This is a genomic window from Streptomyces sp. NBC_00726, from assembly GCF_045161735.1.
GTDB lineage: Bacteria > Actinomycetota > Actinomycetes > Streptomycetales > Streptomycetaceae > Streptomyces.
The window spans coordinates 4849050-4875382 of sequence record NZ_CP108983.1 but is presented as its reverse complement, the minus strand read 5'-3'; the positions used below and the strand labels follow the sequence as shown (position 1 = coordinate 4875382).

The window sequence follows — 26333 nt, the reverse complement described above, 5'->3', positions numbered from 1 at the left end:
CTACTTGCTGGACGTCATGAGCACGTAGTCGTACATGCCGAGGTACGCGTCGGTGACGGTGACGTTCGCCGCGGAGGACGGGCGGTAGAGCAGGTTCTTGCGGTAGAAGAGGGGAACGACCGAGGCGTTCTCCATGACCTTCTGGTCGACCTCGCCCCACGTGGCGTTGCGCTCCGTGGTGTCGACGGTGCCGATGCCCTTGACGAGGAGGTCGTTGATCGCCTTGTCGTTCAGCTCCATCAGGTTGGTGCCGCCGGAGGGCTTGATGGCCGAGCCGTTGACGATCTGGTCGAGGAAGCCGAAGCCGGTCGGCCAGTCGGCACCCCAGGCCATCATCATCATGCCCGCGTTGTTCTTGTGGACCCAGGCCGGGACGCCCGCGAAGTCGGTGAAGTACTTGTCCGCCGGGAACTGCTTGATCTCGGCGGTGATACCGATCGCCTTCAGGCTGTTCTGGAGCTGCGTGGCGGCGGTGACCTCGTCAGGACGGTCGGAGCGCGCCGTCAGCGTGGTCTTGAAGCCGTCCGGGTGACCGCACTTGGCCAGGTGCTCCTTGGCCTTGGCCGCGTCGCCCTTGCTGCCCTCGCTCGGGTACAGGTCGAACTTCTTGTAGCCGGCGACGGTCGGGGGGATGACCGTGCTCGCCGGGTCGCCCTTGACCGAGCCGCCGATCGAGTCGATCATGCTCTGCTTGTCGACCGCGTACTGGACGGCCTTGCGGCACTCGACGTTGTCGAACGGCTTCACGTTGACGTTCAGCGCGAGGTACTGGAGGGCGCCGGCGTACGGGTTGTCCGTCTTCGCCTTCTCGGACGCCTTGCTCAGGACCTTGGGCTGGGTCTTGGACTGGAGACCGGTGCCCGCGATGTCCGCGGTGGTCTCGTCGTTGAGCAGGTGCTCGTCGACGGTGGTGGGGTTGACGTTGAACTTCAGCTCGATCTTGTCCGGCAGCGCCTTGCGGATCGGGTCCGTCTTCGGGTCCCACTCCGGGTTGCGGACCAGGGTCGCGCCCTTGCTCTCGTCGTACGCCGAGAACTTGTACGGACCCGAGGAGACCATCTTCTGGACGTAGCTGGCGCCCGTGTCGGCCTTCTGCTGGATCGGCGCGGTCTGCGAGAACGCGGCCAGGTAGTCCATGTCCGCGAACGGCTTGTTGAGGTGGAAGACGATCGTGTACTTGTCCGGGGTCTCGATGGACTTCAGACCCGCGGTGGACTTGTCCTTGTAGGGACCCTTGTACTTGTCGCCGCCCTCAAGGTACGCCTTGAAGTACGTCGGGCCGTTGGACAGGGCCTCCGGCGCGAAGTTGGAGCGCTCGACGGCGTACTTGACGTCCTGCGAGGTGATCTCGGAGCCGTCCTCGAACTTCACGCCCTTGCGCAGCGTGTACGTCCAGGTCTTCGCGTCCGCGCTCGCCTTGCCGAGACCGGTGGCGAGGTCGGGGACGACCTGGAGGCCCTCCTTGCCGGCGGCCGGCTTGAAGGTCACCAGCGAACGGGCGTACAGGCGGGCGAAGTTCTGCACCCAGCCGTAGTACGTGTTGCCGGGGTCCAGGGAGTCCGGGCCACTGGTGTGCTCGTAGGTGACCGTCCCGCCCTTCTTGTCACTGGCGTTGACGATGCTCGTCAGGCCCGCGTCGGCCTTGGCGCTGCCGCCGCCGCTCTTGCCGCTGCCGCCGTCCGAGTCCTTGCTGCACGCCGTGGCGCCGAGCGACACCGCGATCGCGACGGCGATGAGCGCCGCTGTCTTTCTGTTCTGCATGCTGAGGAAAGCCCCCTCGCTAGTCCTGTGCGGCGACTGCCGCGTTTACTTGCCACGAGGGTCGAGTGCGTCACGCAGCCCGTCCCCCAGCAGGTTGAAGGCCAGCACGGTGATGAAGATCGCCATGCCGGGGATGACCATGAACATCGGGTCCACCTCGTAGAGGTCGACCGCCTGCGTGAGCATGCCGCCCCAGGACGCCTGCGGCGGTGCGATGCCCACGCCCAGGAAGGACAGGGCCGCCTCGAAGAGGATGTTCGTGGGGATCAGCAGCGTCGCGTACACGAGGATCGGCGCGACCAGGTTGGGCAGCAGCTCGCGGAAGAGGATGAACGGCCCGCGGGCGCCCAGCGACCTGGCGGCCTCCACGAACTCGCGCTCGCGGAGCGACAGCGTCTGCGCGCGCACGATGCGGCCGATGTACGGCCAGCTGAAGAAGCCGATCACGAAGATCAGGACCGCGATCCGCAGCGTGAGCCCTTCCATCCCGAAGGCGTTGCCCTGGAGGGACGCGGAGATGGAGATCGCGAAGAGCAGCAGCGGGAAGGCCAGGAAGGTGTCCATCAGCCTGCTGATCAGGCTGTCCACCCAGCCGCCGTAGAAACCGGCCACGACACCCATGACGACGCCGATGACGACGGAGAGCAGGGTGGAGCCGACGGCCACGACGAGCGAGACCCAGGAGCCTTCGAGGATGCGCGCGAAGATGTCGCGGCCGGTCTGCGGCTCGACGCCGAACGGGTGGTCCCAGCTGATCCCGCCGAAGCTGCCCTTGGGCGCCAGCATGACGGGGTCGACCAGCGTCTGGTTGAACGCGTTGGGGTCGAGGCCCAGGAGCGACTGGAGCGGCTTGGAGAGCACCGCGGTCAGGATCAGCAGGACGACAACGATGCCACCGGCCATCGCGGCCTTGTCCCGCTTGAACCGGGTCCAGGCGATGCGGCCGAGCGAACGGCCCTCGATCTCCTTGCGGCCCGCGCCTTCCAGCACCGCTTCGGGCCGCGCATCCGCCCTGGTGGTCTCGATAGGTGCCGTCATTGCGCTGGAGACCCCTCTCGGCCGGCGGTGGCCGGCCCGTGACCGCCGCGGTAGCGGCTCGTACATAGCTAGTTGCGTGGGAGTCTTCAGCCACGGCCTGCACACCCGCCAGACCTGGCGGGGAATGTTTGCTCAAACGTGATGACGTCAGAATGCTTCCGATATCCGAACAGCCGGGCTCGGAATTCGGGCCTCTCGGTCGCAAAACAGCGATAACGAACACTTCGCGCACGAACACCGAAGTGCCCGCAATGCCCCCGATACGGCAGGGATCTGACGCGGAATCAGTACGTGGGTGCCTGGGGGTAGCCGTAACCGGGCGCGGCGTGCGCCTCGCGGTCGTAGAAGGGGCGGGAGTTGGCCCGCAGCCACATCGCGACCGGGTCGTACTCGTCGGACATCGCGACCGTGGAGACCGGCAGCCCGTCCGGGACGGCGCCGACCGACTGGCCCATCATCGCGCGCACCGCGTCGACGGACGCCCGGCTCGTGTCGTACAGGTCGAGGCCGACCGCGAGATACGGGGCGCCGAGCGCGGGCTGCACCCAGGCGCGGCGCAGCGAGCGGATCGCGGGGGTGTGGTGGGCGTTCTGCGTGAGCTGGGCGTAGAACTGCGCGAGGTCGAGGGCGGGTTCGCCGATCCGCAGCGGGCCGGCGGGCATCCGGTCGAGGCCGGTCGCGATGCGGCGCAGGTCCAGCCAGGGGATGCCGACGCCGCCGCCCGGGGCGTGCGGATTGAGCCAGACGCCCCAGCGGTCCGGGTAGAGGGCGCGCGCGATGTCCAGTCCGGCGACGACCTCGTGGTCCCGGTTCCAGCCGCTGGCGGTGAGCTCCTGGGGGGAGGTGACGCACGGGGCGTAGCCCAGGCCGTCGACCTCCATGTTCCCGTACTGGGCGTCGGGGGCGCCGGGGCGGCCGTGCCACAGGAGCATCCAGACCCGGCCGGACGCGAGGGCCCGGAGCAGCGCCTCGTACGCGTCGTACCGCCCGGGAGCGACCTGTCGCAGCATGTGCTCGACCTGACCGGCCGCCGCGGTGCCTGACGCACTCACCCTGGTCCCGCCCCTCGTAGATCCTCTGCTTCGGCCACCGGGCATCGGCCTTCAGCCATCAAACCAGCTTATGCGGCCGCACTGTCACCGGCTTGACGCCGCGGCCGCCGCCCGTCACTCCGGGGCGCGTGTGTAGAAGGGCCGCACCCGCTCGCGCATCCAGTCGGCGACCGGGTCCTGCGCCACGTCGAGGAGGACGAGATTGACCGGCCACGGCACCGCGACGCGGCCCAGCGCCCGGCCCAGGGCGTCCATCGGGGCGCTCTGTCCGGCGCCGTCCCAGGTGGCGAACTCGACGCCGACGAAGAGCACCGGGCCGTCGCCCTCGACGTCGGCCAGGACCCGGCGGGCGGTGCGGACGACGCCGCTCTCCTGGAACTCGCCTGCGGCGGCGGCCAGGAAGTCGACGGGCTCCTCCTTCCAGTCCGGCTCGTACAGCCGGACCCGGCCCCCGGTCGCGGAGCCGTCGAGCGGGGTGCGCCCGGCCCGGCACAGCTCGGCGACGGCGGGCGGCGGCAGCGGCAGTCCGACGGCGCCGCCCGGGTTGACGGCGATACCGAGCTGCGGGGGCAGTCCGCGGGCGAATTCGACGGCGGGGGCGACGGTGAAGGACAGCTGGGCGCCGACGCAGCTGAGGAACTGGTGCTCGGAGCTGTAGACGGGGACGTACGCGGCGCCGTCGATCTCCAGCGCGGGCAGGTCCAGGTCCCGGGCGTCGGGTCCGCCGCCGTTCGGCAGGGGCACCCAGACATGGCTGCGGCCCAGCACCTCCAGCAGGCGGCCGCCCGCCTCCGGAGCGCCGAGCGAGGCGCTCAGCACCTCTTCGAGTTCATTGGCCGGCCAGCCGCCCTGCGGCAGGCTCCCGGTCTGTGCCGGAATGTCCACTGCTTCCCTCTCACCCCGTTGCCGTGCAGCAAGAGGGTACGGCCTCGGCGGGACTCCGTCGCTCCCCGGGGCTGTCCCGGGGCTGTCCGGAAACTGCCCGTCCCGGCTACCGTCCAGCCGTTGGACGGTCCATTTTCAGCCGTCGGTCTGTGCGTTCGCGAATGTGATGCGGGTGAGCGCCCCGGCCGCCTCGCGGTCGAGCAGCACCGCCGAGGCGCAGCCGTGCGGCAGCAGCCCGGCCTCGGTGTCGCGCAGCAGCCGGCCGACGGCTCTGCGGTGCCGGGCGAAGGCGTACGCGGAGACGCCCCGGCCGCGCTCGCGCTGGCCCTCGCGCGCGGTGCGGGCGGAGACATCGAGCAGGACGAGATGCAGGCCGCCGCCCCGGCGCCGGGCATGGCGGGCGAGCAGGGCGCGGACCCAGCTCTGCGTACCGCAGTCGTGGACGACGGCGGAGGCGCCGGAGCGCAGCGTCCGCCGCAGCCCGCGGTAGTGGGCGAGGCGGACGAGCGGGCGGTAGAGGACGTAGGGGAGTAAGCGGGGCAGCCGGCGGGCCCAGCGGTCCCGGGTGTCCTGGGAGTCGACCGCCTGCCCGGGGGCGGTGCGGGCGATCAGCGTCGACTTGCCGGCGCCGGGGAGCCCGGAGACGACCACGACGTCCCCGGCGGCGAAGCTCAGGGCGACCGGGCCGTGCCCGGACCGGCCGCGCAGGTCGCGGACGACGGGCGGATGGGGCGCATGGCGCAACGTCGTCGCCTCCCCCTGGCCGTACGGCCGACGCGTGCAGGACCGATACCTACCCCTGAAGTGTAAAGAAAAGGTAATACGGCACAAGCCTCCGACGCACCTCGCGACCGCGACCCGGCCCGCCGCGCAACCGTGACCCGGTCCACCCGTCCCGGCGCCCCGCTCCCCCGGAATGCGTGCGATGATGACCCCGCCAACTGCATACAGGCCGCTTGAATCCGCGCGGGAGAGTCCCGGTCACCGTGCCGGGCGCCGAAGGAGCAAGATCCTCCCTTGAATCTCTCAGGCCCCGTACCGCGTGGATGAGGCAGATCTGAAAAGCGAGCCGCCCGGCGGCTCCACCCAAGGTGCAAGCCGAACCCCTGTGGGGTCTCTCGGCGAACCTCTCAGGTTCCGATGACAGATGGGGAGGGATCGTCCTCGTCGTCGTCATGCCCTGGGAGCCCGTTTTCATGAGCAGCACCCCTCGTCTCACCGCCCTCGACGCATTGCACCGGTCGCTGGGCGCCACCATGACCGACTTCGCGGGCTGGGACATGCCGCTGCGTTACGCGAGTGAGCGCGACGAGCACAACGCCGTGCGCACGAAGGCCGGGCTCTTCGACCTGTCCCACATGGGCGAGATCACGGTCACCGGGCCGCAGGCCGTGGACCTGCTGAACTACGCGCTGGTCGGCAACATCGGCACGGTCTCCACCGGCCGGGCCCGCTACACGATGATCTGCGCCGAGGACGGCGGCATCCTGGACGACCTGATCGTCTACCGCCTCCAGGACACGGAGTACATGGTCGTCGCCAACGCCGGCAACGCCCAGCTCGTCCTGGACACGCTGACCGGGCGCGCCGCCGGCTTCGACGCCGAGGTCCGCGACGACCGCGACGCGTACGCGCTGCTCGCCGTGCAGGGCCCCGAGTCCCCGGCGATCCTGGCGGCCGTGACCGACGCCGACCTGGACGGCCTGAAGTACTACGCCGGACTGCCCGGCACGGTCGCCGGGGTGCCCGCGCTGATCGCCCGTACCGGCTACACCGGCGAGGACGGCTTCGAGCTGTTCGTCGCGCCCGGCCACGCCGAGCAGCTGTGGAAGGCGCTGACCGAGGCGGGCGCCGCGCACGGCCTGATCCCGTGCGGCCTGTCCTGCCGTGACACGCTGCGCCTGGAGGCGGGCATGCCGCTGTACGGGCACGAGCTGACGACCTCGCTGACCCCGTTCGACGCCGGGCTCGGCCGGGTCGTGAAGTTCGAGAAGGACGGCGACTTCGTCGGCCGCAAGGCGCTGGAGGCCGCCGCGGAGCGCGCCGCGACCGCCCCGCCCCGCAAGCTCGTCGGCCTGGTCGCCGAGGGCCGCCGGGTGCCGCGCGCCGGCTTCCCGGTCGTGGCGAACGGCGAGGTCATCGGCGAGGTCACCTCCGGGGCCCCCTCCCCGACGCTGGGGAAGCCGATCGCCATGGCGTACGTCGACGCGGCGCACGCCGAGCCGGGCACCGCCGGAGTCTCGGTGGAGATCCGGGGCAGCCACGAGCCGTACGAGGTCGTGGCGCTCCCCTTCTACAAGCGCGAGAAGTAGAACCGTAGGACCCGGCCGGTGCCGCACACGTGACGCGGTCCCGTCTCACACCGTAAGACCATCGTTCATCCGCACTCCCCGCGTACAGGAGAATTCAGACCATGAGCAACCCCCAGCAGCTGCGGTACAGCAAGGAACACGAGTGGCTGTCGCCCGTCGAGGACGGTGTGGCGACGGTCGGCATCACCGAGCACGCGGCCAACGCACTCGGTGACGTCGTGTTCGCGCAGCTTCCCGAGGTCGGCGACAAGGTGACCGCGGGCGAGACCTGCGGCGAGCTGGAGTCGACCAAGTCGGTGAGCGACCTGTACTCGCCGGTGACCGGTGAGATCACCGCGTCCAACCAGGACGTCGTGGACGACCCGTCGCTGGTCAACTCCGCTCCGTTCGAAGGCGGCTGGCTGTTCAAGGTACGTGTCGCGGAGGAGCCGAAGGACCTGCTCTCCGCCGACGAGTACACCGAGTTCTCCGGCAACTGAGACCCCAAGGGACCACCTGATGTCGCTTCTCAATTCCTCCCTCCACGAGCTGGACCCGGACGTCGCCGCCGCCGTCGACGCCGAGCTCCTGCGCCAGCAGTCCACGCTCGAAATGATCGCCTCGGAGAACTTCGCTCCGGTCGCGGTCATGGAGGCACAGGGCTCCGTCCTGACCAACAAGTACGCCGAGGGCTACCCCGGCCGCCGCTACTACGGCGGCTGTGAGCACGTCGACGTGGTCGAGCAGATCGCGATCGACCGGATCAAGGCGCTCTTCGGCGCCGAGGCCGCGAACGTCCAGCCGCACTCCGGTGCACAGGCGAACGCCGCCGCGATGTTCGCGCTGCTGAAGCCGGGCGACACGATCATGGGCCTGAATCTGGCGCACGGCGGTCACCTGACCCACGGCATGAAGATCAACTTCTCCGGCAAGCTCTACAACGTGGTCCCGTACCACGTGGACGACACCGGTGTCGTGGACATGGCCGAGGTCGAGCGCCTGGCCAAGGAGGCCAAGCCGCAGCTGATCGTCGCCGGCTGGTCCGCCTACCCGCGCCAGCTGGACTTCGCCGCCTTCCGCCGTATCGCGGACGAGGTCGGCGCGTACCTGATGGTCGACATGGCGCACTTCGCCGGCCTGGTCGCCGCGGGCCTGCACCCCAGCCCGGTGCCGCACGCCCACGTCGTCACCACCACCACGCACAAGACCCTCGGCGGTCCGCGCGGCGGTGTGATCCTCTCCACCCAGGAGCTCGCCAAGAAGATCAACTCGGCGGTCTTCCCCGGTCAGCAGGGCGGCCCGCTGGAGCACGTGATCGCGGCCAAGGCGGTCTCGTTCAAGGTCGCGGCGGGCGAGGAGTTCAAGGAGCGCCAGCAGCGCACCCTGGAGGGCGCCCGCATCCTGGCCGAGCGCCTGGTGCAGCCCGACGTCACCGAGGCCGGCGTCTCCGTCCTGTCCGGCGGCACCGATGTGCACCTGGTCCTGGTGGACCTGCGCAACTCGGAGCTGGACGGCCAGCAGGCCGAGGACCGGCTCCACGAGCTGGGCATCACGGTCAACCGGAACGCCATCCCCAACGACCCGCGCCCGCCGATGGTCACCTCCGGCCTCCGGATCGGCACCCCGGCCCTGGCCACCCGCGGCTTCGGCACCGAGGACTTCACCGAGGTCGCCGAGATCATCGCCTCGGCCCTCAAGCCGTCCTACGACGCGGACGACCTGAAGGCCCGGGTCACCAAGCTCGCCGAGAAGTTCCCGCTGTACCCCGGCCTGAAGTAGCCGGACCTGCGTGATCGCACGTCGGGGCGGGGCACCGCGCACACTGGAGAGTGAGCACGGTGCCCCGCCCCTTGTTCCCTCCGCTTTGTCTCATGCACTCCGGGCCGACCCGGCCCGTACGCACCACCCGGCAGACAACGGCGTCTACCAACCCTTAGGAGTCCCCCGTGGCCATCTCGGTCTTCGACCTGTTCTCGATCGGCATCGGCCCGTCCAGCTCCCATACGGTCGGCCCCATGCGCGCGGCCCGTATGTTCGCGCGGCGCCTGAAGAACGAGGGCCTGCTCGCGCACACCGCCGCCATCCGGGCCGAGCTGTACGGCTCGCTCGGCGCCACCGGCCACGGCCACGGCACCCCCAAGGCGGTCCTGCTCGGCCTGGAGGGCGAGTCCCCGCGCACCGTGGACGTCGAGACGGCCGACGAGCGCGTCGAGGCGATCCGCGCCGGCGGCCGGATCAACCTCCTCGGGATGCACGAGATCCCCTTCGACGCGGACGAGCAGCTGGTCCTGCACCGCCGCAAGGCACTCCCGTACCACGCCAACGGCATGACCGTCTTCGCGTACGACGCCGAGGGCGCCCCGCTCCTGGAGAAGACGTACTACTCGGTCGGCGGCGGCTTCGTCGTGGACGAGGACGCCGTGGGCGAGGACCGGATCGTGCTGGACGACACGGTCCTGAAGCACCCCTTCCGCACCGGCGACGAGCTGCTGCGGCTGGCCCGCGAGACCGGTCTGTCGATCTCCTCGCTGATGCTGGAGAACGAGCGCGCCTGGCGCACCGAGGAGGAGATCCGCTCCGGGCTCCTCGGCATCTGGCGGGCCATGCAGGCGTGCGTGACGCGCGGGATGTCCCGCGAGGGCGTCCTGCCCGGCGGCCTCAAGGTGCACCGCCGCGCCGCGAAGACCGCCCGCCAGCTGCGCGCGGAGGGCGACCCCCAGACGCACGCCATGGAGTGGATCACCCTCTACGCGATGGCGGTCAACGAGGAGAACGCGGCGGGCGGCCGCGTGGTCACCGCCCCGACGAACGGCGCGGCCGGCATCATCCCGGCCGTCCTGCACTACTACATGAACTTCGCGGCGGGCGGCGCGACCGAGGCCGAGAAGGACGACAGCGTGGTCCGCTTCCTGCTGGCGGCCGGCGCGATCGGCATGCTGTTCAAGGAGAACGCCTCGATCTCCGGCGCCGAGGTCGGCTGCCAGGGCGAGGTCGGCTCGGCCTGCTCGATGGCCGCCGGCGCCCTCGCCGAGGTCCTGGGCGGCAGCCCCGAGCAGGTGGAGAACGCCGCCGAGATCGGCATGGAGCACAACCTGGGCCTGACCTGCGACCCGGTCGGCGGCCTCGTCCAGATCCCGTGCATCGAGCGCAACGGCATGGCCGCGGTGAAGGCGGTCACTGCCGCGAAGATGGCGCTGCGCGGCGACGGCAGCCACAAGGTCTCCCTGGACAAGGTCATCAAGACGATGAAGGAGACCGGCGCGGACATGTCGGTCAAGTACAAGGAGACCGCGCGGGGCGGGCTCGCGGTGAACATCATCGAGTGCTGAGGGTCCGCGGAGCCGAGGGCCCGTAAATCCGGTAAAGGGGGCTCTCCCCCATTCGATAAGATGCAAACGGCCTGCGACAGAGGCACCGGCACCTTAGAAACTGGGAGCATCCGACGATGACTCGACACCTGATCACCAGCGCGCTTCCCTACATCAACGGGATCAAGCACCTGGGGAACCTGGTCGGGTCGATGCTCCCGGCGGACGTCTATACGCGGTATCTGCGCCAGCGGGGCGAGGAGGCGCTGTACATCTGCGCCACCGACGAGCACGGCACCCCGGCGGAGCTGGCCGCGAAGGCGGCCGGGCTGCCGGTGGCCGAGTTCTGCGCGCAGCAGCACGACGCGCAGAAGGCGGTCTACGACGGGTTCGGGCTCGCGTTCGACTACTTCGGGCGCAGCTCCTCCGCCGAGAACCGCGAGATCACCCAGCACTTCGCCCGCAAGCTGCACGAGAACGGCTTCATCGAGGAGCGGGCGATCCGCCAGGTCTTCTCGATCGCCGACGACCGCTTCCTGCCGGACCGCTACATCGTCGGTACGTGCCCGCACTGCGGGTACGACAAGGCGCGCGGCGACCAGTGCGAGAACTGCACCCGGGTGCTGGACCCGACGGACCTGATCGAGCCGCGCTCCGCGATCAGCGGCAGCAGCGAGCTGGAGGTCCGGGAGACCAAGCACCTCTTCCTCCTCCAGTCGAAGCTGTCCGGCGAGGTCGAGGCGTGGATCGACAAGACGAGCGACGAGTGGCCGCACCTGGCGTCCTCGATCGCCCGCAAGTGGCTCACCGAGGGCCTGCACGACCGGTCGATCACCCGTGACCTGGAGTGGGGCGTGCCGGTCCCGGCCGACACCTGGCCGGAGCTGGCGGCCGAGGGCAAGGTCTTCTACGTCTGGTTCGACGCCCCCATCGAGTACCTCGGGGCGACGAAGGAGTGGGCGGACCTGGAGCCGGAGTCCCGGGACTGGAAGTCCTGGTGGTACGAGGCGTCCGACGTCCGGTACACGCAGTTCATGGCCAAGGACAACGTCCCGTTCCACACGGTGATGTTCCCGGCGATGCAGATCGGCACCCGTGAGCCGGTCAAGCGGGTCGACCACGTCAAGGCGTTCAACTGGCTGAACTACTACGGCGGCAAGTTCTCGACGTCGCAGCAGCGCGGCATCTTCTCGGACACCGCCCTTGAGCTGCTGCCCGCGGACTACTGGCGCTACTTCCTGATGGCGCAGGCCCCCGAGTCGGACGACACGTCGTTCACCTGGGAGCTGTTCGCCACCTCGGTCAACAAGGACCTGGCCGACACCCTCGGCAACTTCGTGAACCGGGTGCTGTCCTTCTCGCGCAAGCGGTTCGGCGACGAGGTCCCGGCGGGCAAGGAGGCCGGGGAGGCCGAGCGGAAGCTGGGCGAGGAGATCGCGCGGCTGCTCGCGGAGTACGAGGGCCACCTGGAGGCGCTCCAGTTCCGCAAGGCGGCCCAGGCCCTGCGCGCGCTGTGGAGCGCGGGCAACTCCTACCTGGAGGAGAAGGCCCCCTGGCTGGAGATCAAGACCGACCAGGAGGGTGCCGCGCTCACGCTGCGCACCGCGATGAACCTGATCCACCTGTACGCGGTGGTCTCGGAGCCGTTCATCCCGTCGTCCGCGCGGGCCATGCGCGAGGCGTTCGCCCTGGCGGACGACACCGCGACCTGGGTGGGCGCCGACGAGGCCCGCGCCCTGGCGTCCGTGCCGGCCGGGACCGCGTTCACGGTGCCGCCGGTGCTCTTCGCCAAGATCACCGACGAGGACCTGGAGGCGTGGCGCGCGCGCTTCGGCGCCCAGTAGTCCCGCACAGTCGTACGTCGTCGCCCGGCCGGGTCCTTCCGGCCGGGCGATTTCGCGTTCCGGGGCGCCCTCACTCCCCGTCGAAATATTTCGAACCGTTGACCGAAAGTTTCGGTGGCGCTAATCTGCCGCGTGCCCGGCCCCCGGGAACGCGGCGCGCACTGGGTGAGCACCTGGACGTCGATGCCCCAGCTGACCGAGCCGTCGAACATGCCGCCGGCCCCCTTCACCGGCGACGACTCCGTGCTGACGGACACGACGCTGCGGCAGACCGTCCATGTCTCGGCGGGCGGCGACCACATCCGGCTGCGGTTCTCCAACGCGTTCGGCGGCGCGGTGCTGCCGATCACCGAGGTCTCCGTGGCGCTCCCGCTGGACGGGAGGGCGGGGACCGGGGCGATCCGTCCGGGGACCTCGCACAGGGTGACCTTCCGGGGCTCGGCGTCCATCGACGTACCGGCCGGGGCGCAGGCCGTGTCCGACCCGCTGGACTTCCGGATCGCCCCCGGGTCCAACCTCACGGCGACGGTCTATCTGGCGACCGGGCAGGCGTCCACCGCCCTCACCTCGCACCCGGGCTCCCGCACGACCTCGTACCTGCTGCGCGGCGACCACGTACGGGACGGGGACCTGCCCGGCGCGACGACCACCGACCACTGGTATCTGCTCAGCGGGGTCGAGGTCTGGGCCCGGGGCACCACGTCGGCGACGGCCGTGCTCGGGGACTCGCTGACGGACGGCCGGGGCTCCACGACCAACGGCAACGACCGCTGGCCGGACGTGCTCCAGAAGCGGCTGACGGACCGTACGTCCGTGGTCAACCAGGCGGCCGGCGGCAACCGGCTGCTCGCCGACGGCCTCGGCCCCAACGGGCTGGCCCGGCTCGACCGCGACGTCCTGGCGCAGAGCGGGACGGACCGGCTGATCGTCTTCGAGGGCGTCAACGACATCGGCACGGCGGCCGCCACCCCGGCGGCCCAGAAGCGCACGGCCGAGGCCGTCATCACCGCGTACGACCAGATCATCACGCGCGCCCACGCCCAGGGCATCCGGGTGTACGGGGCGACGCTGACACCGTTCGGCGGCAACACGGACTACGACGATCCGGACGGGTACCGCGAGGAGGCCCGGCGTACGGTCAACTCCTGGATACGCGCCGGCGGCCGGTTCGATGCGGTGCTGGACTTCGACCGGGCGGTCCGCGATCCGCACCGGCCCGCCGCGATCCGCGCGTCCCTGGACGACGGCGACCATCTGCATCTGAACCCGGCCGGCTACCGGGCCCTCGCCGGGGCGGTCCCGGCCCGGCTCTTCGAGGCGTCACCGCTGCCGGCGGGCTTCGGCTACAACTGACCGGCTCCCGGGCGGCCCAGGAGTGCGCCAACTGCTCACAAGCGCGCAGGAGTTCGCGCCGATGACACATTTTCGGTCACCGGCGCCTTCCCTCCCTCGCTCGCGGGGAGTTCACTGGACGTGACGAGTGGTGACGCGACCGCCGCGCACGTCAGGCGGTGCGCTGCCCCGGGCCCCGCTCCGGCCGCCCGGTCCGCGCGGAGGAAAGAGGACAGCCATGCCAGCCGCCCCTTCCCCGGCACGCCCGCGGCGTGATCCGGCCGTACGGGCCGGGCACGGCCGTCCGGAGGGGGCGGCCGGGTGTCCGGCGGCGACCGCCCGCCGCGCCCTTCCCGCTCCGGGGGCGCGGCGGGCGCCGTCGCGTCCGGGCGGCGGTCCCGCCGCGCTCCCGCCGGGCCGGTGCGGGGTGTTGCCGTACGGCCGGGGGCACGGCCTCACGCGCGTCCGCCACTCGTCGTCGCGCGTTCCGCGTGCGCGTGTCCGTCTCGCGCATCCCCCTGCCCTGTTCTTATCGTCACGACGAGGTGCACCATGAGCAAGATCGCGCTTCCCGCATTCCACATGCCGTTCGAAAGTGCGGGATGCCATCCGGGAGTTGAGAAGACGAAAAAGGCCGCCTGGGAATGGGCGGAGGCCAGTGAACTCGTCCTGTCACCCGTGGCCGTGAAGAAAATGATCCGGACCCGCCCGGAGCTCTGGATCTCGCTGATATTCCCCCGGGCCTCGCAGAAGCATCTGGACCTTTTCTGCCAGTGGCTCTTCTGGGCCTTTCTGGTGGACGACGAGTTCGACGACGGGCCGGCCGGGCGCGACCCCCGGCTGTGCGAGAGCGCGATCGGGCGTCTGGTGGACGTCCTGGACGGGATGCGGGCGCCCGTCGGCCGCATGGAGCACGCGCTGGACGAACTGCTCGCCCGGACCTGCGTGGACCGTCCGGCGCACTGGGTGCGGCAGTTCCGGCGGGACACGGCGGCCTGGCTGTGGACGTACTACGCGGAGGCCGTGGACCGGGCGGCCGGGCATGTGCCGAGCACCGCCGACTTCGTGAAGCACCGGCGGGATTCCGTGGCGATGCAGCCGTTCCTGGATCTGCACGAGATCACCGCCGGAATCGACCTCCCGGAATCCGCCCGGAGCCTGCCCGCCTATATCGCGCTGCGCAATGCGGTGGCCGACCATTCCGGGCTCTGCAACGACATCTGCTCGTTCGAGAAGGAGGCGATGCTCGGATACGAGCACAACACCGTCCGGCTGCTCCAGCGCGACCGGGGGTGCACCCTCCAGGAGGCGGTGGAGGAGGCCGGAATTCTGCTCGGCCGTATCGCCGACCGGGTGCAGCGGGCCGAGAAGGAACTCGTCCAGGAGATCGAGGCGGCGGGAATCGAGGGCCCGACGCGCATCGCCCTGGAGCGCTGCGTCCTGGACTACCGGGGGCTCGTACGGGGGGACTTCGACTACCACGCCCGGGCCGAGCGCTACACCCGCCCGGAGCTGACGGAGATCGAGGAGGGCGGGGCGATGTCCCGTAACTTCGCGGCCTGACGGGGCGGAAAAGGGGCGGAGCGGGCGCGGGCGGGGCAGTGACCGGGACCGGCGCGCGCGGCCGTGTCAGCGATTTCCGGACATTTCTCGCCACCCGGTCCCCCGCGCGTCCCGGCGGGGGCCGGGTGGCCACCGGTGGCCGGAACCGATGGCCCGGAGTCTGTCCCGGATCAGCCCTTGTTCTGCGCGGCCCAGAACTCGTCGAACGTGAGGAGCCCGTCGCCGTTCGCGTCGTGGGAGTTGATCACGGCCTGCGCGACCGGCTCGGTGACGTACGGGTCGCCCAGCTGGGCCATGACGCTCTTGTACTCGGCGGCCGAGATCAGCCCGTCGCCGTTCAGGTCGTACCGCTCGAACGCCTTGCGCGCCGACTCGATGTCCGCCACTGTTCCGCCCCTTCGTATGACTGTCTGACGGGGCTCAGATTATCGGGCGCTCCGGCCGGGCCGACGCGTGGGAGGGGCAGCGAAGCGGCACACGCCGTCCACATCGTGGACGATCAATGGATCATGCGCGTGAACCCATGGATATTCATTGATTTCCAGGCACGTGACCCACCACACCTGCGTTTCTTCAATGAAATGTCCGGATGTGTGGCCATATATGAAGTATGCGGCTTTGGCTGCGGAGTCTTCCGTCTGTCATAGTCGGTGGCACGACCCCCATTGACCCGGGCCAGGTCGTCAAGAGCGGCCGTGAACAACACCCCCCATTTCACGGTCCCCCACAGAAGCCCCCGAGGCGCCGCACCACGGCCGACACGGGGGCTTCTGTCTGCCCGGGGGCGGCCGCGAAGCCGGCGCTCAGCGGTCGGAGATGCGCATCTCGAACCAGGTGGTCTTGCCCCGGGGTAACAGGTCCACGCCCCAGCGGTCGGAGAGCTTGTCCACGAGCATGAGGCCGCGGCCGCTGATGTCCATCTCGCGGACCGGCATCAGGCACGGCAGCCCGCGCGAGGGGTCGCGCACCTCGATCCTGATCCAGCCGCGGCGGCGCAGCATGCGCAGTCCGAAGACCCGGGCCCCGGTGTGCCGCACGGCGTTCCCGACGAGCTCGGAGACGAGCAGGACGGCGTGTTCGGCGGTCTGCTCGGAGAGCGCCCACTGATGCAGGACGACGCACGAGGTGAGCCGGCGCGCGGTGGCCGCGGACTCCGGGCGAGAGGGCAGCCGGACTTCTTCCTCCGTCGGGTTCCCGAACAACTCCAGCGCTTTGAACGCCTGTTCGTCCTCGACGGCCGGCAATCTCCGTGCCGCTGTCGCGCTGCTGCGCGGTCGCGGCTGCTCCACACCCTCCAGGCCCGCCATGCACACCATCATGGCTGCACAGCGGGCCTTCCGGGGCCGTTCCGGGGGAATACCCGACCCCCAATCAGTCGTTCCCCGAGGGGCGTCCGGCATATGCCACTGGCACTGCGCCACTGAAGACAGCCCGGTTGACCTGCGAAAACAATCCCTCCGGTCGGGTTCGCCGACGCCCCGGACGCGGTGGCTCTTAAGGTTCTCTTAAGGTTCCGCTAATCCGCCCGCACGGATGAACGCGCCTGTCCGCGTTCTCCACCGGCGTTCGGGCGGGGTTTCAACCAGCTGCCGGTCAGAGGAATTTCGCCTTGCCCGGGCCCTCCTCCACGAAGCTGCGCATGCCGCGTTCCCGGTCCTCCGTGGCGAACAGACCGGCGAACCAGGTCCGTTCGATCGTGAGGCCCGTGTCGATGTCCGTCTCCAGACCGGCGTCGACGGCCTCCTTGGCCGCGCGCAGCGCCAGCGCCGGCCCCTTGGCCAGCCCGGCCGCCCAGGCGTGCGCCTGCTCGTACACCTCGGCGGCGGGCACCACGCGGTCCACGAGCCCCATCGCCAGGGCCTCGTCCGCCTTGACGTGCCGGCCGGTGAAGATGAGGTCCTTGGCCTTGGCGGGGCCGACCAGCCGGGCGAGGCGCTGGGTGCCGCCGGCGCCCGGGATGAGACCGAGCAGGATCTCCGGCTGGCCGAGCTTGGCGTTGTCCCCGGCGATGCGGATGTCCGCGCAGAGGGCCAGTTCGCAGCCGCCGCCGAGCGCGTAGCCGGTGACGGCCGCGACGACGGGCTTGGGGATGCGGGCGACGGCGGTGAAGGAGTCCTGGAGGGCCTTGGAGCGCAGCACCATGGCCGCGTGGTCCATCGCCTGCATCTCCTTGATGTCCGCGCCCGCCGCGAACACCTTCTCGCCGCCGTAGAGCACCACGGCGCGCACGTCGTCGCACCGGGACGCCTCTTCGGCCAGCTCGCGCAGCCGGTCCTGGGTCGCCACGTCCAGGGCGTTCATCGGCGGACGGTCCAGGCGGATGGTGCCGACGCCGTCGCGTACTTCGAGGGTTACGGTCATGGGGTGCAGGTTAACCGGCGCTAACGCGGCCTCGTAGGGGCCGGGGGCGGTGCCGTGCGTCACGGCGGACGCGGGCGGGCCCGGCACCGTGAATCTCGGTGCCGGGCCCGCCGGGGGTGAGGGGTGTGGACCTACTCGGTCCACTCCGGCCAGCTCATGTTCCAGCCGTTGAGGCCGTTGTCCGGGCTGATCGTCTTGTCCTGCGAGTTCTTCACGACGACCACGTCGCCGATGAGCGAGTTGTTGAAGAACCAGGCCGCCGGCGTGGACGAGCTGCCGCCGCCGCGCACGTCCTGGAGGCCGACACAGCCGTGACTGGTGTTGGCGTTGCCGAACACGCCCGGGCCGCCCCAGTAGTTGCCGTGGATGAAGGTGCCCGAGGTGGACAGGCGCATCGCGTGCGGCACGTCCTTGATGTCGTACTCGCCGCCGAAGCCGACGGTGTCGCCGTTCATCCGGGTCACCCGCAGCTTCTCGCTGATGACCATCTGGCCGTTGTACGTGGTGGTGGCCGGGGCGCCCGCCGAGATCGGGATGTCCTTGATCTGCTCGCCGTCCCGGACGACCTTCATCCGGTGCGTCTTCGCGTCGACCGTGCTGACCTGGCTGCGGCCGATGGTGAAGGAGATGGTCTTGGCCTGCTTGCCGTAGACCCCGGGGCGGCCCTCGACACCGTCCAGGTTGAGCTTCACGGTGACCTTGGTGCCGGCGGCCCAGTACTGCTCGGGGCGGAAGTCCAGGCGGTCGTTGCCGAACCAGTGGCCCTCGACGGGGACGGCCGGCTCGGCGGTCACCTTGATGGCCTTCTCGACGGCCTCCGGGTCGGTGATGCCCCGGGTGAAGTGGATGGAGACCGGCATGCCGACGCCGACGGTCGAGCCGTCCTCCGGGGTGTACTGGCCGATGAAGGTGTTCTGGGGGACGAGCGTGGTGAAGGAGGTGTCCTTGGCGGACTCGCGGCCCTTGGCGTCCTTGGCCACCGCGTGGACCTTGTACTTGGTCGCCGCCGCCAGGTGATGGTCGGGCACCCAGCTCGCGCCGTCCGCCGCGATCTTCCCCTCGACCTCGCCGCCCTTGGGGTCCGAGACCTTGACGACCGTCAGCTTGCCCTGCGCGGCGGTGATCTTCAGCGCACCGCTCGTCGCGACGTCACCGGTCCCGTCCTTGGGCGCGACGGTCACCACCGCCTGCGAGGCGCTGGTGTCCTGTTCCTTGACCCCGCCCGCCTTGGCGTCCGCGGTTCCGCCGCCACCGGCTCCCCCGCCGCATGCCGTCACCAGAAGCAACAGCGCACCCACCGCCAGGGCCGGCAGACCGGTGGCTCCCCGCAGCCGCCGCCTGCCGCCCGTCCCGGCCGATGTCCCCGATATCGGCTGCCCGTTCAATGTGGTCGTCTCCCCTCACACGGCCTGGCCCCGCCAAGGCCCGGGGAACCCGTGGGTTCCCGCCCCCGCGCGCTACAGAATGCGCGCTCATCAAAGAGATAATCACACCGACTGTGGGCAGATCCTCCCGGGAATGTCACCGTTCCGTCCCAAGTGGCCGCGAAGCGCCGCCCACCCCGCCCGGCCAGGCCCTAACGGAGTGCGGAGCCCGCCCGCCACCGGGTCCAGTCCAGGTTCCAGCCGCTGAGCCCGTTGTCCGGTGCGACCGTCTTGTCCGGGGAGTTGACGACCTCGACGACGTCCCCGATGAGGGTGCGGTCGAAGAACCAGCCGGCCGGGGTCGAGCCGCTGCCGCCCTGGACGTCCCGCAGCCCGATGCAGCCGTGGCTGACGTTGGTGGAGCCGAAGACGCTGTCGTCGGACCAGTAGTTGCCGTGCAGGAAGGTGCCGGACCTGGTCAGCCGGATGGCGTGCGGCACGTCCTTGATGTCGTACTCGCCGCCGAAGCCGACGGTCCGCCCGTCCATCCGCGTCACCTCGTGCATCTCGCTCACCACCATCTTCCCGTTGTACGTGGTGGTGGTCGGCGAACCCGCGGTGACCGGGACCGTGGAGACCAGCTGCCCGTCCCGGCGCACCTCCATCGTGTGCGCGGCGGAGTCCACCCGGGAGATCTGCTCCCGGCCCACCGTGAAGCGCACGGTCTTGCGCTGGCTGCCGTACACCCCTGGCGCGCCCTCCACATCGGCCAGCCCGATGTCCACCGTGACCTCGGTGCCGGACCGCCAGTACTCCTCGGGGCGGAAGTCCAGGCGGCTCTTCCCGAACCAGTGCCCGGCCACCGCGACCGGCGGATCGGCGGTCACCCGGATCGCCCGCTCCACGGCCGCCCGCCGGGTGACGGGGCGGTTGAACTCGAAGGAGACGATCATCCCGGTGCCCACGGTCGAGCGGTTCTCCGGCTTGAAGTAGCCGATGAAGCGGTCCTTGGGGACGGCGGTGGTGAAGGTGGTGTGCCGGGCCGCGCGGTGGCCGCCGCCGTCCACCGCGACCGCGTCGACGCTGTACTTGGCGGCGAGCCCCAGCCGCGCCCCCTTCGCCGGCGCCCAGGAGTGGCCGTCCTCGGCGATCCGGCCCGGCACCTCCTGCTCCCGCGCGTCCTCGATCCGCCGCACCCGGACGCTCTCCAGCCGGCCGTCCGGGACCTCCACCCCGACCCGGTCGTCCGCCCGGACGCCTTCGGCCCGGTCGGCGGGCGTGACCCGGATGGCCTCCTGCGGCTTCCCCTTCCCGCCGATGAACGAACCGGCGCCCGAACAGCCCGTCAGCACGGCCAGCAGCGCCAGCACGGCGAGCAGACCCCGCACGGGCGGCGGGGTGACCGGGCGCGCCCCTGCCTTCTTCGCTACGTCAGTCATGTCCCCCCAACGACGGGGGCCGGTCGGGGGAAACGTGAGTGCGGGCCGCCCGGTGGGCAGAACACAGGGGACGGCCGCACTCGGGGAGCCGCGGCCGGGACGCCGCACACTCCCCTTCCGGTGCCGGTCCCACGAGCCGCGGGAGGCGAGCAGGTGTCGAGCGCAGCCGAGCAGCAGGCAGTACCGGAGACGGACCCGGGGACCGGGGCGGAAGCCGCCGCCGCGGCGTCCGGGCCCCGCCCGCCGGTGGTGTGGCCGGGGGCGCCGATGCCGCTCGGCGCCCGCTTCAGGACCGGACCGGACGGGGTGGCGGGCACCAACTTCGCGCTCTGGGCGGGCGGCGCGGAGGCCGTCGAACTGTGCCTCTTCGAAGCGGACGGCACCGAGACCCGGCTCCCGCTGACCGAGCTCACCCACGAGGTCTGGCACGGCTTCGTGCCCGGGGTCCTGCCCGGCCGGCGGTACGGATACCGGGTGCACGGCCGGTGGGACCCGTGGACGGGCGCCCGGTGGAATCCGGCGAAGCTGCTGCTCGATCCGTACGCCCGGGCCGTGGACGGCGAATTCACCCTTCCGGCCGAGGTGTACGGCCATGTGAGGGACTGGCCCGACCAGCGGTTCGCGGACACCGTGCGGGACGAACGGGACTCCGCCCCGTACGTACCGAAGGGGGTCGTCGTCCACGAGGACGACGACTGGGCCGACGACCGCAGGCCGAAGACGCCGTGGGCGGACTCCGTCATCTACGAGCTGCATGTGAAGGGCTTCACCCAGCGGCACCCGGGCATCCCCGAGGAGCTGCGCGGCAGCTACGCCGGGCTCGCGCACCCGGCGGCGATCGGGCATCTGAAGCGCCTCGGGGTGACGGCGGTGGAGCTGCTGCCGGTGCACCAGTTCGCGCACGAGGACCATCTGCTGCGGCGCGGGCTGCGCAACTACTGGGGCTACAACTCCATCGGCTACTTCGCCCCGCACGCCGGCTACTCGGCGAGCGGCACGGCGGGCGGCCAGGTCGGCGAGTTCAAGCGGATGGTGCGCGCGCTGCACGACGCGGGCATCGAGGTCATCCTCGACGTCGTCTACAACCACACCGCGGAGGCGGGCGAGCTGGGCCCGACGCTGTCGCTGCGCGGCATCGACAACCGGGGCCACTACCGCCTCCAGGCCGACGCCCGCCGGTACGCGGACTACACCGGCTGCGGCAACACCCTGCACGTCGTCCAGCCGAACGTCCTGCGGCTCATCACGGACTCGCTGCGGTACTGGGTGACCGAGATGGGCGTGGACGGCTTCCGCTTCGACCTCGCGGCGGCGCTCGCCCGGTCCATGCACGACGTGGACATGCTCTCCCCGTTCCTCGCGGTGATCGCCCAGGACCCGGTGCTGCGCCGGGTCAAGCTCATCGCCGAGCCGTGGGACGTCGGCAACGGCGGCTACCAGGTGGGGGCGTTCCCGCCGCTGTGGACGGAGTGGAACGACCACTACCGGGACGCCGTACGGGACTTCTGGCGCGGCGCGCTGCCCGACGTACGGGATCTCGGCTACCGGCTGACCGGGTCGAGCGACCTGTACGCGTGGGGCGGGCGCCGCCCGTACGCCTCGGTCAACTTCGTCACCGCGCACGACGGGTTCACCCTGCGCGACCTGGTGAGCTACCAGGAGAAGCACAACGAGGCCAACGGCGAGGACAACCGGGACGGCACCTCGGACAACCGGGCCTGGAACTGCGGCGCCGAGGGCGAGACGGACGACCCTGACATCAACGCGCTGCGCCGCCGGCAGCTGCGCAACCTGCTCACCACACTGCTCCTGTCGACCGGGGTGCCGATGCTGGTCGCGGGCGACGAGATGGGGCGTACGCAGGGCGGCAACAACAACGCGTACTGCCAGGACAACGAGACCGGCTGGGTCGACTGGTCGCTGCTCGACCAGCCGGAGTGGCGGGAGCTGGCGGCGCTGACCGCGCGGGTGCTCGCGCTGCGCCACCGCCATCCGGTGCTGCGGCGGCGGGCGTTCTTCTCCGGGCGGCCGCAGGCCCCGGACGGGCTGCGGGACCTGGCGTGGTTCACCGGTGCGGGCACGGAGATGACCGAGGCCGACTGGTACGCGCCTGCGGCGACGGTCGGCCTCTATCTCTCCGGCCGGGACATCCCGGGGCGGGACGCGCGCGGGGAGCAGGTGACCGACGACAGCTTCCTGGCCGTTCTGCACGCGGGCCACGAACCGGCGGACTTCCTGCTGCCGGGCCCGCCGTGGGCCCAGGCGTACGAACGGGTCCTGGACACCTCGCGCGAGGACCAGAGCGAACCCCCGGGCACGGTGCACCGGGGCGGCGAGCGGCTGACGGTGCCGGAGCGGTCGGTGCTGCTGCTGCGCGTACGGGAGTGAGGGGGCGGGCCCTCTCAGCCGAGGATGCCGCGGTCGTAGCCGGTGGCCACGGCGGCGGCGCGGTCCTTGACGCCCAGTTTGGCGAAGAGGTGGGTGAGGTGGGTCTTCACGGTGGCCTCGCTGATGAACAGCTCGGCGGCGATCTCCCGGTTGGAGGTGCCCCGGGCGACGAGCGCCAGCACCTCGCGCTCGCGGGCGGACAGCGTCTCGTTGCCGGGGGCGGCCGGGGCGCGGACCGCCGAGACGAGCCGCGAGGCGACGGCCGGTGAGAGCACGGTCCGGCCCTCGGCGGCGGCCCGGACCGCGGTGAACAGCTCCTCGCGGGGCGCGTCCTTGAGGAGGTAGCCGGTGGCGCCCGCCTCGATCGCGGGGAGGGTGTCGGAGTCGGTGTCGTACGTGGTGAGGACGAGGACCTTGGAGCGGGCGCCGCGCCGGGTCAGCTCGGTGATCGCGGCGACCCCGCCGCCGCCCGGCATCCGCAGGTCCATGAGCACCACGTCGGGGTCGAGCCGGGCGGCCATCTCGACGCCCTCCACCCCGTCGGCCGCCTCGCCGAGCACCCGGAACTCCGGTGCGGAGGCGAACATCCCGCGCAGCCCGTCCCGTACGACGGGGTGGTCGTCGACGACGATCAGGGTGATGACGCGCGCGGGTTCCCAGTCCATGACGGACACCGTACGGGACCGGGTCAGCCGTGCGGCACCAGCGGGACGCGGGCGCTGACCGCCGTGCCGAGGCCGGGTCCGGTCTCCACCTCGACGGTGCCCGCGATGCGTTCGGCGCGCGAGCGCATGCCGCCGAGGCCGAATCCGCCGGCGCCCCGGTACGGGGGCAGCTCGGCCGGGTCGAAGCCGCGCCCGTCGTCGCGGACGTCGAGCGTGATCTCGTCGCCCATGTACGACAGGGTGACCCCGGCCCGGGACGCCCCGGCGTGCCGGGCCGCGTTGGCCAGGGCCTCCTCGGCTATGCGGAGCAGGGTGGCGCCGACCTCGTCGTGCAGGGGGGCGACGGTGCCGGTGACGGTGAACTCGGCGCGCACGCCCGTACGCCCGGACCAGGCGGCGACGGTCTTCCTGAGCGCGCCGGGCAGGTCGTCGTGTTCGAGGGCCGCGGGCAGCAGGTTGTGCACCGAGCGGCGGGCCTCGCCGAGGCTGTGCCGGGCGAGGGCGGCGGCCCGGACGAGGTGTTCGCGGGCGAGGTCCGGGTCGGTGTCGCCGGTGGAGGTGGCGGCCTGGAGCTGGGCGATGATGCCGGTGAGGCCCTGCGCGATGGTGTCGTGGATCTCGGCGGCCAGCCGGCTCCGCTCATCGGCCACCCCGGCCTCGCGGGCCTGGACGAGGAGCTGGGCGTGCAGCCCGGCGTTCTCCGCGAGGGCCTGTTCCAGGCGGGCGTTGGCCGTCTCCAGGGCGGTGATGGTCGCGTTCCTGGACCGGTCCTGCTCGGCCTCCCGGTCTCCGATCTGGGCGAAGACCATGGTGAGCGTGGCGTGCACGGCGAGGACGACGCCGAAGACGATCCAGTTCATCAGGGTGGCGGGCGGCAGCGGGCTGCCGCTCTGCGCGGCCGCCATGATGACCGCGACGGCCAGCAGCCCGGCCCGGAAGACGCGTTGCGGGAGGACCCGGCCGGCGTCGAAGTAGCCGAACACCGCGTAGATGGAGAAGAAGGGGTTGCACCAGGTCAGCCCGAAGGCGAGCAGGGTGCGGGCGCCGAAGTAGCAGACGCTCGCCCCCGGTCCGGCGCCGGACGCGGTGCGGGACCACCACAGCTGGAGGCCGAGCGCCGCCGGGAGGAGCAGCGCGGCCGCGCGTACGTCGGCCGGGGACATGACGAGGTTGCGGGTGACGGCCGAGACGACGGCGGACAGGCCGAGCAGCCCGTAGGGGCCGTAGCGGAAGAACCGTCCCCACCACTGCTCGGCCGTCGTGACGTGTGCGCTCATACGGGAAAGTCTCCCCCGGTCCCGGCTACTGCCACCTGAAGGTGCGGATGGCGGTCCACCCGGCCGCGAGGGCCCAGGCGGCGACCGCTCCGAGGTAGGCCCAGCCCGGCCAGGAGCCCCGGGCGGCCTGGTCCAGGGCCTGGGACGCGGCGCCGAAGGGGGTGGCCTGGACGACGCGGCGCAGCGCGTCGGGCATGGCCTGGACGGGGACCCAGACGCCCGCCGTGAACATCATGGAGAAGTAGACGAGCGAGCCCGCGGCGGCGGCGATCTTCGTCGTACGGGAGAGCGCGCAGATCAGCGAGCCGATGGCGAGGACGCAGGCGACCGCGAGCAGCAGCGCCAGCAGATAGCCGAACGGCTGCTCCGGCAGCCGCACCCCGTAGGCGGTCCGGCCCACGACGACGACCAGCAGGGCGGAAAGCAGCGCGGCCGCGCCGTGCAGCGCGATCTGCGCGCCGAGCAGGGCGGCGGGGCGCACCGGGGTGGTCGACATCCGGCGCAGGATGCCGCGTTCGCGGTAGCCGGTGAGGACGGGCGGCATCGCCTGGAGCCCGGACATGATCAGGGCGAGCAGCACCGAGACGGGCACGTACAGATCGATGACGCGCCGGCCGCCGAGTCCGTCGTCGTGCGCCCGGAAGGAGGGGACGAAGCCGAGGATCACCAGGAGCACGGTCGGGAAGACCACGATCCAGAACAGGCTGCCCGGTTCGCGCAGGAAGAGCCGGGTCTCCGCCTTGAGGACGGCGAGCGTCGCGCCGGGCACGGCGGTGCGGGGCGCGGGTGCGGGTGCGGTGGGTGCGGTGTGCGCTGTGGCCATCTCAGGCTGCCCGTTCTGTGCGGCCGGGCCCGTCGGCGGGGCCGGTGAGGTCGAGGAAGGCGTCGTCCAGGGTGGCCTCGGAGACGCGCAGGCGGTGGGCGGTGACGCGGAGCCGGGCCAGCAGCGAGATCACGGCGTTGACGGTCTCGTCGGTGCCGTTGATGACGACCCGGCCGCCCTCGGTCTCGTACGACACCGCGCCGGGCAGGCCCACGAGTTCGGCCTCGGGCAGCGGGGCGGAGGGCGTGAAGGAGATGACGGTGGAGCCGTCGGCGCCGGCGACCAGACCGGCCGGGGTGTCGAGCGCGACGACGCGCCCCCGGTCGATGACGGCGATGCGGTCGCAGAGGCGCTGGGCCTCCTCCATGAAGTGGGTGACGAGCACGACGGTGACGCCGCCGTTCCGGATGTCCTCGATCAGCTGCCAGGTGTCGCGCCGGGCCCGTGGGTCCAGGCCGGTGGTCAACTCGTCCAGGATGACCACGCGGGGCCGGCCGACGAGGGCGAGCGCGATGGACAGCCGCTGCTTCTGGCCGCCGGAGAGCCGGTGGAAGCGGGTGTCCAGCCTGCCGTCCAGGCCGAGCCGTTCGGCGAGCGGGCGCCAGTCGGCGGGCCGGGGGTAGAAGGCGCTGTACAGGTCCAGGGCCTCGCGTACGGTGATCTTGGGCTGGAGTTCGCTCTCCTGGAGCTGGGTGCCGAGCAGCCCGGTCACCCGGTAGCGGTCGGCGACCGGGTCGAGCCCGGCGACCCGGACGGTGCCCGCGTCGGGGACCCGCAGGCCCGCGACGCACTCGACGATGGTGGTCTTGCCCGCGCCGTTGGGGCCGAGAATTCCGAAGATCTCCCCCTCTTCGACGGCGAAGGAGACGCCGTCGACCACGGGGCGGCCGGCGTAGGACTTACGCACCCCGTTCGCTTCGATGATTGCCATGGCACCGAGCA

The 26333-nt window shown here is 71.2% G+C and carries 22 protein-coding genes and 1 riboswitch; of the genes, 8 read left to right on the top strand and 14 right to left on the bottom strand.

Annotated features, from left to right (window positions below):
* The 5 genes from OG338_RS21950 to OG338_RS21930 form a co-directional block, all read right to left on the bottom strand.
* Complete coding sequence (locus tag OG338_RS21950) at positions 1 to 1761, bottom strand: ABC transporter substrate-binding protein (protein ID WP_405938947.1); 1761 nt, start codon at positions 1759 to 1761, stop codon at positions 1 to 3.
* Positions 1762 to 1806: 45 nt separating this feature from the next.
* Positions 1807 to 2799 carry an ABC transporter permease gene (locus OG338_RS21945; protein WP_405938946.1) on the bottom strand — a complete coding sequence of 331 codons (993 nt, stop codon included), beginning with the start codon at positions 2797 to 2799 and terminating at the stop codon, positions 1807 to 1809.
* A 284-nt stretch (positions 2800 to 3083) separates the two neighbouring features.
* On the bottom strand, positions 3084 to 3851 hold the full coding sequence (locus OG338_RS21940; protein WP_405938945.1) for an enhanced serine sensitivity protein SseB C-terminal domain-containing protein: 768 nt from the start codon (positions 3849 to 3851) through the stop codon (positions 3084 to 3086).
* 114 nt (positions 3852 to 3965) lie between these two features.
* Positions 3966 to 4736: an enhanced serine sensitivity protein SseB gene (locus tag OG338_RS21935; protein ID WP_405938944.1), complete on the bottom strand. Its 771-nt coding sequence runs from the start codon at positions 4734 to 4736 to the stop codon at positions 3966 to 3968.
* Between the two features lie 135 nt (positions 4737 to 4871).
* Entirely contained in the window at positions 4872 to 5480 is a 609-nt protein-coding gene (locus OG338_RS21930; protein WP_405938943.1) for an AAA family ATPase, read from the bottom strand.
* Between the two features lie 213 nt (positions 5481 to 5693).
* Positions 5694 to 5787, top strand: a riboswitch (glycine riboswitch).
* A gap of 145 nt (positions 5788 to 5932) precedes the next feature.
* Here OG338_RS21930 and gcvT point away from each other — a divergent pair.
* The 7 genes from gcvT to OG338_RS21895 all read left to right on the top strand — a co-directional run bounded on the left by gcvT (position 5933) and on the right by OG338_RS21895 (position 15074).
* Entirely contained in the window at positions 5933 to 7048 is a 1116-nt protein-coding gene (gene gcvT, locus OG338_RS21925; protein WP_405938942.1) for a glycine cleavage system aminomethyltransferase GcvT, read from the top strand.
* A gap of 101 nt (positions 7049 to 7149) precedes the next feature.
* Positions 7150 to 7527, top strand: coding sequence for a glycine cleavage system protein GcvH (gene gcvH / locus OG338_RS21920; RefSeq protein ID WP_405938941.1), 378 nt, complete (start codon positions 7150 to 7152; stop codon positions 7525 to 7527).
* Between the two features lie 19 nt (positions 7528 to 7546).
* Positions 7547 to 8806, top strand: coding sequence for a serine hydroxymethyltransferase (glyA, locus tag OG338_RS21915; RefSeq protein ID WP_405938940.1), 1260 nt, complete (start codon positions 7547 to 7549; stop codon positions 8804 to 8806).
* 167 nt (positions 8807 to 8973) lie between these two features.
* The gene (locus OG338_RS21910; RefSeq protein WP_405938939.1) at positions 8974 to 10356 is read left to right on the top strand and encodes an L-serine ammonia-lyase; all 1383 of its coding nucleotides are present in this window, start codon (positions 8974 to 8976) and stop codon (positions 10354 to 10356) included.
* Between the two features lie 116 nt (positions 10357 to 10472).
* Complete coding sequence (gene metG, locus OG338_RS21905; protein WP_405938938.1) at positions 10473 to 12179, top strand: methionine--tRNA ligase; 1707 nt, start codon at positions 10473 to 10475, stop codon at positions 12177 to 12179.
* 183 nt (positions 12180 to 12362) lie between these two features.
* The gene (locus tag OG338_RS21900) at positions 12363 to 13532 is read left to right on the top strand and encodes an SGNH/GDSL hydrolase family protein (RefSeq protein ID WP_405940499.1); all 1170 of its coding nucleotides are present in this window, start codon (positions 12363 to 12365) and stop codon (positions 13530 to 13532) included.
* A gap of 531 nt (positions 13533 to 14063) precedes the next feature.
* A complete protein-coding gene (locus OG338_RS21895; RefSeq protein ID WP_408997404.1) occupies positions 14064 to 15074 on the top strand; it encodes a terpene synthase family protein in 1011 nt (336 codons plus the stop codon).
* 170 nt (positions 15075 to 15244) lie between these two features.
* Here the strand turns inward: OG338_RS21895 and OG338_RS21890 are convergent, their stop codons facing one another.
* From OG338_RS21890 to OG338_RS21870, 5 genes are all read right to left on the bottom strand, one after another.
* On the bottom strand, positions 15245 to 15460 hold the full coding sequence (locus OG338_RS21890; protein WP_018102550.1) for an EF-hand domain-containing protein: 216 nt from the start codon (positions 15458 to 15460) through the stop codon (positions 15245 to 15247).
* A gap of 417 nt (positions 15461 to 15877) precedes the next feature.
* Entirely contained in the window at positions 15878 to 16393 is a 516-nt protein-coding gene (locus OG338_RS21885; protein ID WP_405938937.1) for an ATP-binding protein, read from the bottom strand.
* 274 nt (positions 16394 to 16667) lie between these two features.
* Positions 16668 to 17435, bottom strand: coding sequence for an enoyl-CoA hydratase/isomerase family protein (locus tag OG338_RS21880; RefSeq protein WP_405938936.1), 768 nt, complete (start codon positions 17433 to 17435; stop codon positions 16668 to 16670).
* A 131-nt stretch (positions 17436 to 17566) separates the two neighbouring features.
* Positions 17567 to 18820, bottom strand: a complete 1254-nt coding sequence (locus OG338_RS21875; RefSeq protein WP_405938935.1) for an Ig-like domain-containing protein — start codon at positions 18818 to 18820, stop codon at positions 17567 to 17569.
* A gap of 191 nt (positions 18821 to 19011) precedes the next feature.
* Positions 19012 to 20238: an Ig-like domain-containing protein gene (locus tag OG338_RS21870; RefSeq protein ID WP_405938934.1), complete on the bottom strand. Its 1227-nt coding sequence runs from the start codon at positions 20236 to 20238 to the stop codon at positions 19012 to 19014.
* A gap of 153 nt (positions 20239 to 20391) precedes the next feature.
* Between OG338_RS21870 and glgX the strand changes: the two genes are divergently transcribed.
* Entirely contained in the window at positions 20392 to 22626 is a 2235-nt protein-coding gene (gene glgX / locus OG338_RS21865; RefSeq protein WP_405938933.1) for a glycogen debranching protein GlgX, read from the top strand.
* A 14-nt stretch (positions 22627 to 22640) separates the two neighbouring features.
* On the opposite strand, the gene OG338_RS21860 is transcribed toward glgX, so the two are convergent.
* From OG338_RS21860 to OG338_RS21845, 4 genes are read right to left on the bottom strand one after another with little or no spacing between them, the layout of a single operon-like run.
* Positions 22641 to 23291, bottom strand: a complete 651-nt coding sequence (locus OG338_RS21860) for a response regulator (protein ID WP_405938932.1) — start codon at positions 23289 to 23291, stop codon at positions 22641 to 22643.
* A gap of 23 nt (positions 23292 to 23314) precedes the next feature.
* Positions 23315 to 24568: a sensor histidine kinase gene (locus OG338_RS21855; protein ID WP_405938931.1), complete on the bottom strand. Its 1254-nt coding sequence runs from the start codon at positions 24566 to 24568 to the stop codon at positions 23315 to 23317.
* Positions 24569 to 24593: 25 nt separating this feature from the next.
* Positions 24594 to 25391 carry an ABC transporter permease gene (locus OG338_RS21850; protein WP_405938930.1) on the bottom strand — a complete coding sequence of 266 codons (798 nt, stop codon included), beginning with the start codon at positions 25389 to 25391 and terminating at the stop codon, positions 24594 to 24596.
* Position 25392: 1 nt separating this feature from the next.
* Entirely contained in the window at positions 25393 to 26322 is a 930-nt protein-coding gene (locus tag OG338_RS21845) for an ABC transporter ATP-binding protein (protein WP_405938929.1), read from the bottom strand.
* Positions 26323 to 26333: the final 11 nt, after the last annotated feature.

Bases quoted from the DNA above. Each gene is read 5' to 3' on its own strand.
- OG338_RS21880 (WP_405938936.1), bottom strand. From the start codon at position 17,435: ATGACCGTAACCCTCGAAGTACGCGACGGCGTCGGCACCATCCGCCTG.
- glyA (WP_405938940.1), top strand. From the start codon at position 7,547: ATGTCGCTTCTCAATTCCTCCCTCCACGAGCTGGACCCGGACGTCGCC.
- OG338_RS21845 (WP_405938929.1), bottom strand. From the start codon at position 26,322: ATGGCAATCATCGAAGCGAACGGGGTGCGTAAGTCCTACGCCGGCCGC.
- OG338_RS21885 (WP_405938937.1), bottom strand. From the start codon at position 16,393: ATGATGGTGTGCATGGCGGGCCTGGAGGGTGTGGAGCAGCCGCGACCG.
- gcvT (WP_405938942.1), top strand. From the start codon at position 5,933: ATGAGCAGCACCCCTCGTCTCACCGCCCTCGACGCATTGCACCGGTCG.
- OG338_RS21950 (WP_405938947.1), bottom strand. From the start codon at position 1,761: ATGCAGAACAGAAAGACAGCGGCGCTCATCGCCGTCGCGATCGCGGTG.
- OG338_RS21900 (WP_405940499.1), top strand. From the start codon at position 12,363: ATGCCCCAGCTGACCGAGCCGTCGAACATGCCGCCGGCCCCCTTCACC.
- OG338_RS21855 (WP_405938931.1), bottom strand. From the start codon at position 24,568: ATGAGCGCACACGTCACGACGGCCGAGCAGTGGTGGGGACGGTTCTTC.
- gcvH (WP_405938941.1), top strand. From the start codon at position 7,150: ATGAGCAACCCCCAGCAGCTGCGGTACAGCAAGGAACACGAGTGGCTG.
- OG338_RS21895 (WP_408997404.1), top strand. From the start codon at position 14,064: ATGAGCAAGATCGCGCTTCCCGCATTCCACATGCCGTTCGAAAGTGCG.
- OG338_RS21870 (WP_405938934.1), bottom strand. From the start codon at position 20,238: ATGACTGACGTAGCGAAGAAGGCAGGGGCGCGCCCGGTCACCCCGCCG.
- OG338_RS21850 (WP_405938930.1), bottom strand. From the start codon at position 25,391: ATGGCCACAGCGCACACCGCACCCACCGCACCCGCACCCGCGCCCCGC.
- OG338_RS21945 (WP_405938946.1), bottom strand. From the start codon at position 2,799: ATGACGGCACCTATCGAGACCACCAGGGCGGATGCGCGGCCCGAAGCG.
- metG (WP_405938938.1), top strand. From the start codon at position 10,473: ATGACTCGACACCTGATCACCAGCGCGCTTCCCTACATCAACGGGATC.
- OG338_RS21860 (WP_405938932.1), bottom strand. From the start codon at position 23,291: ATGGACTGGGAACCCGCGCGCGTCATCACCCTGATCGTCGTCGACGAC.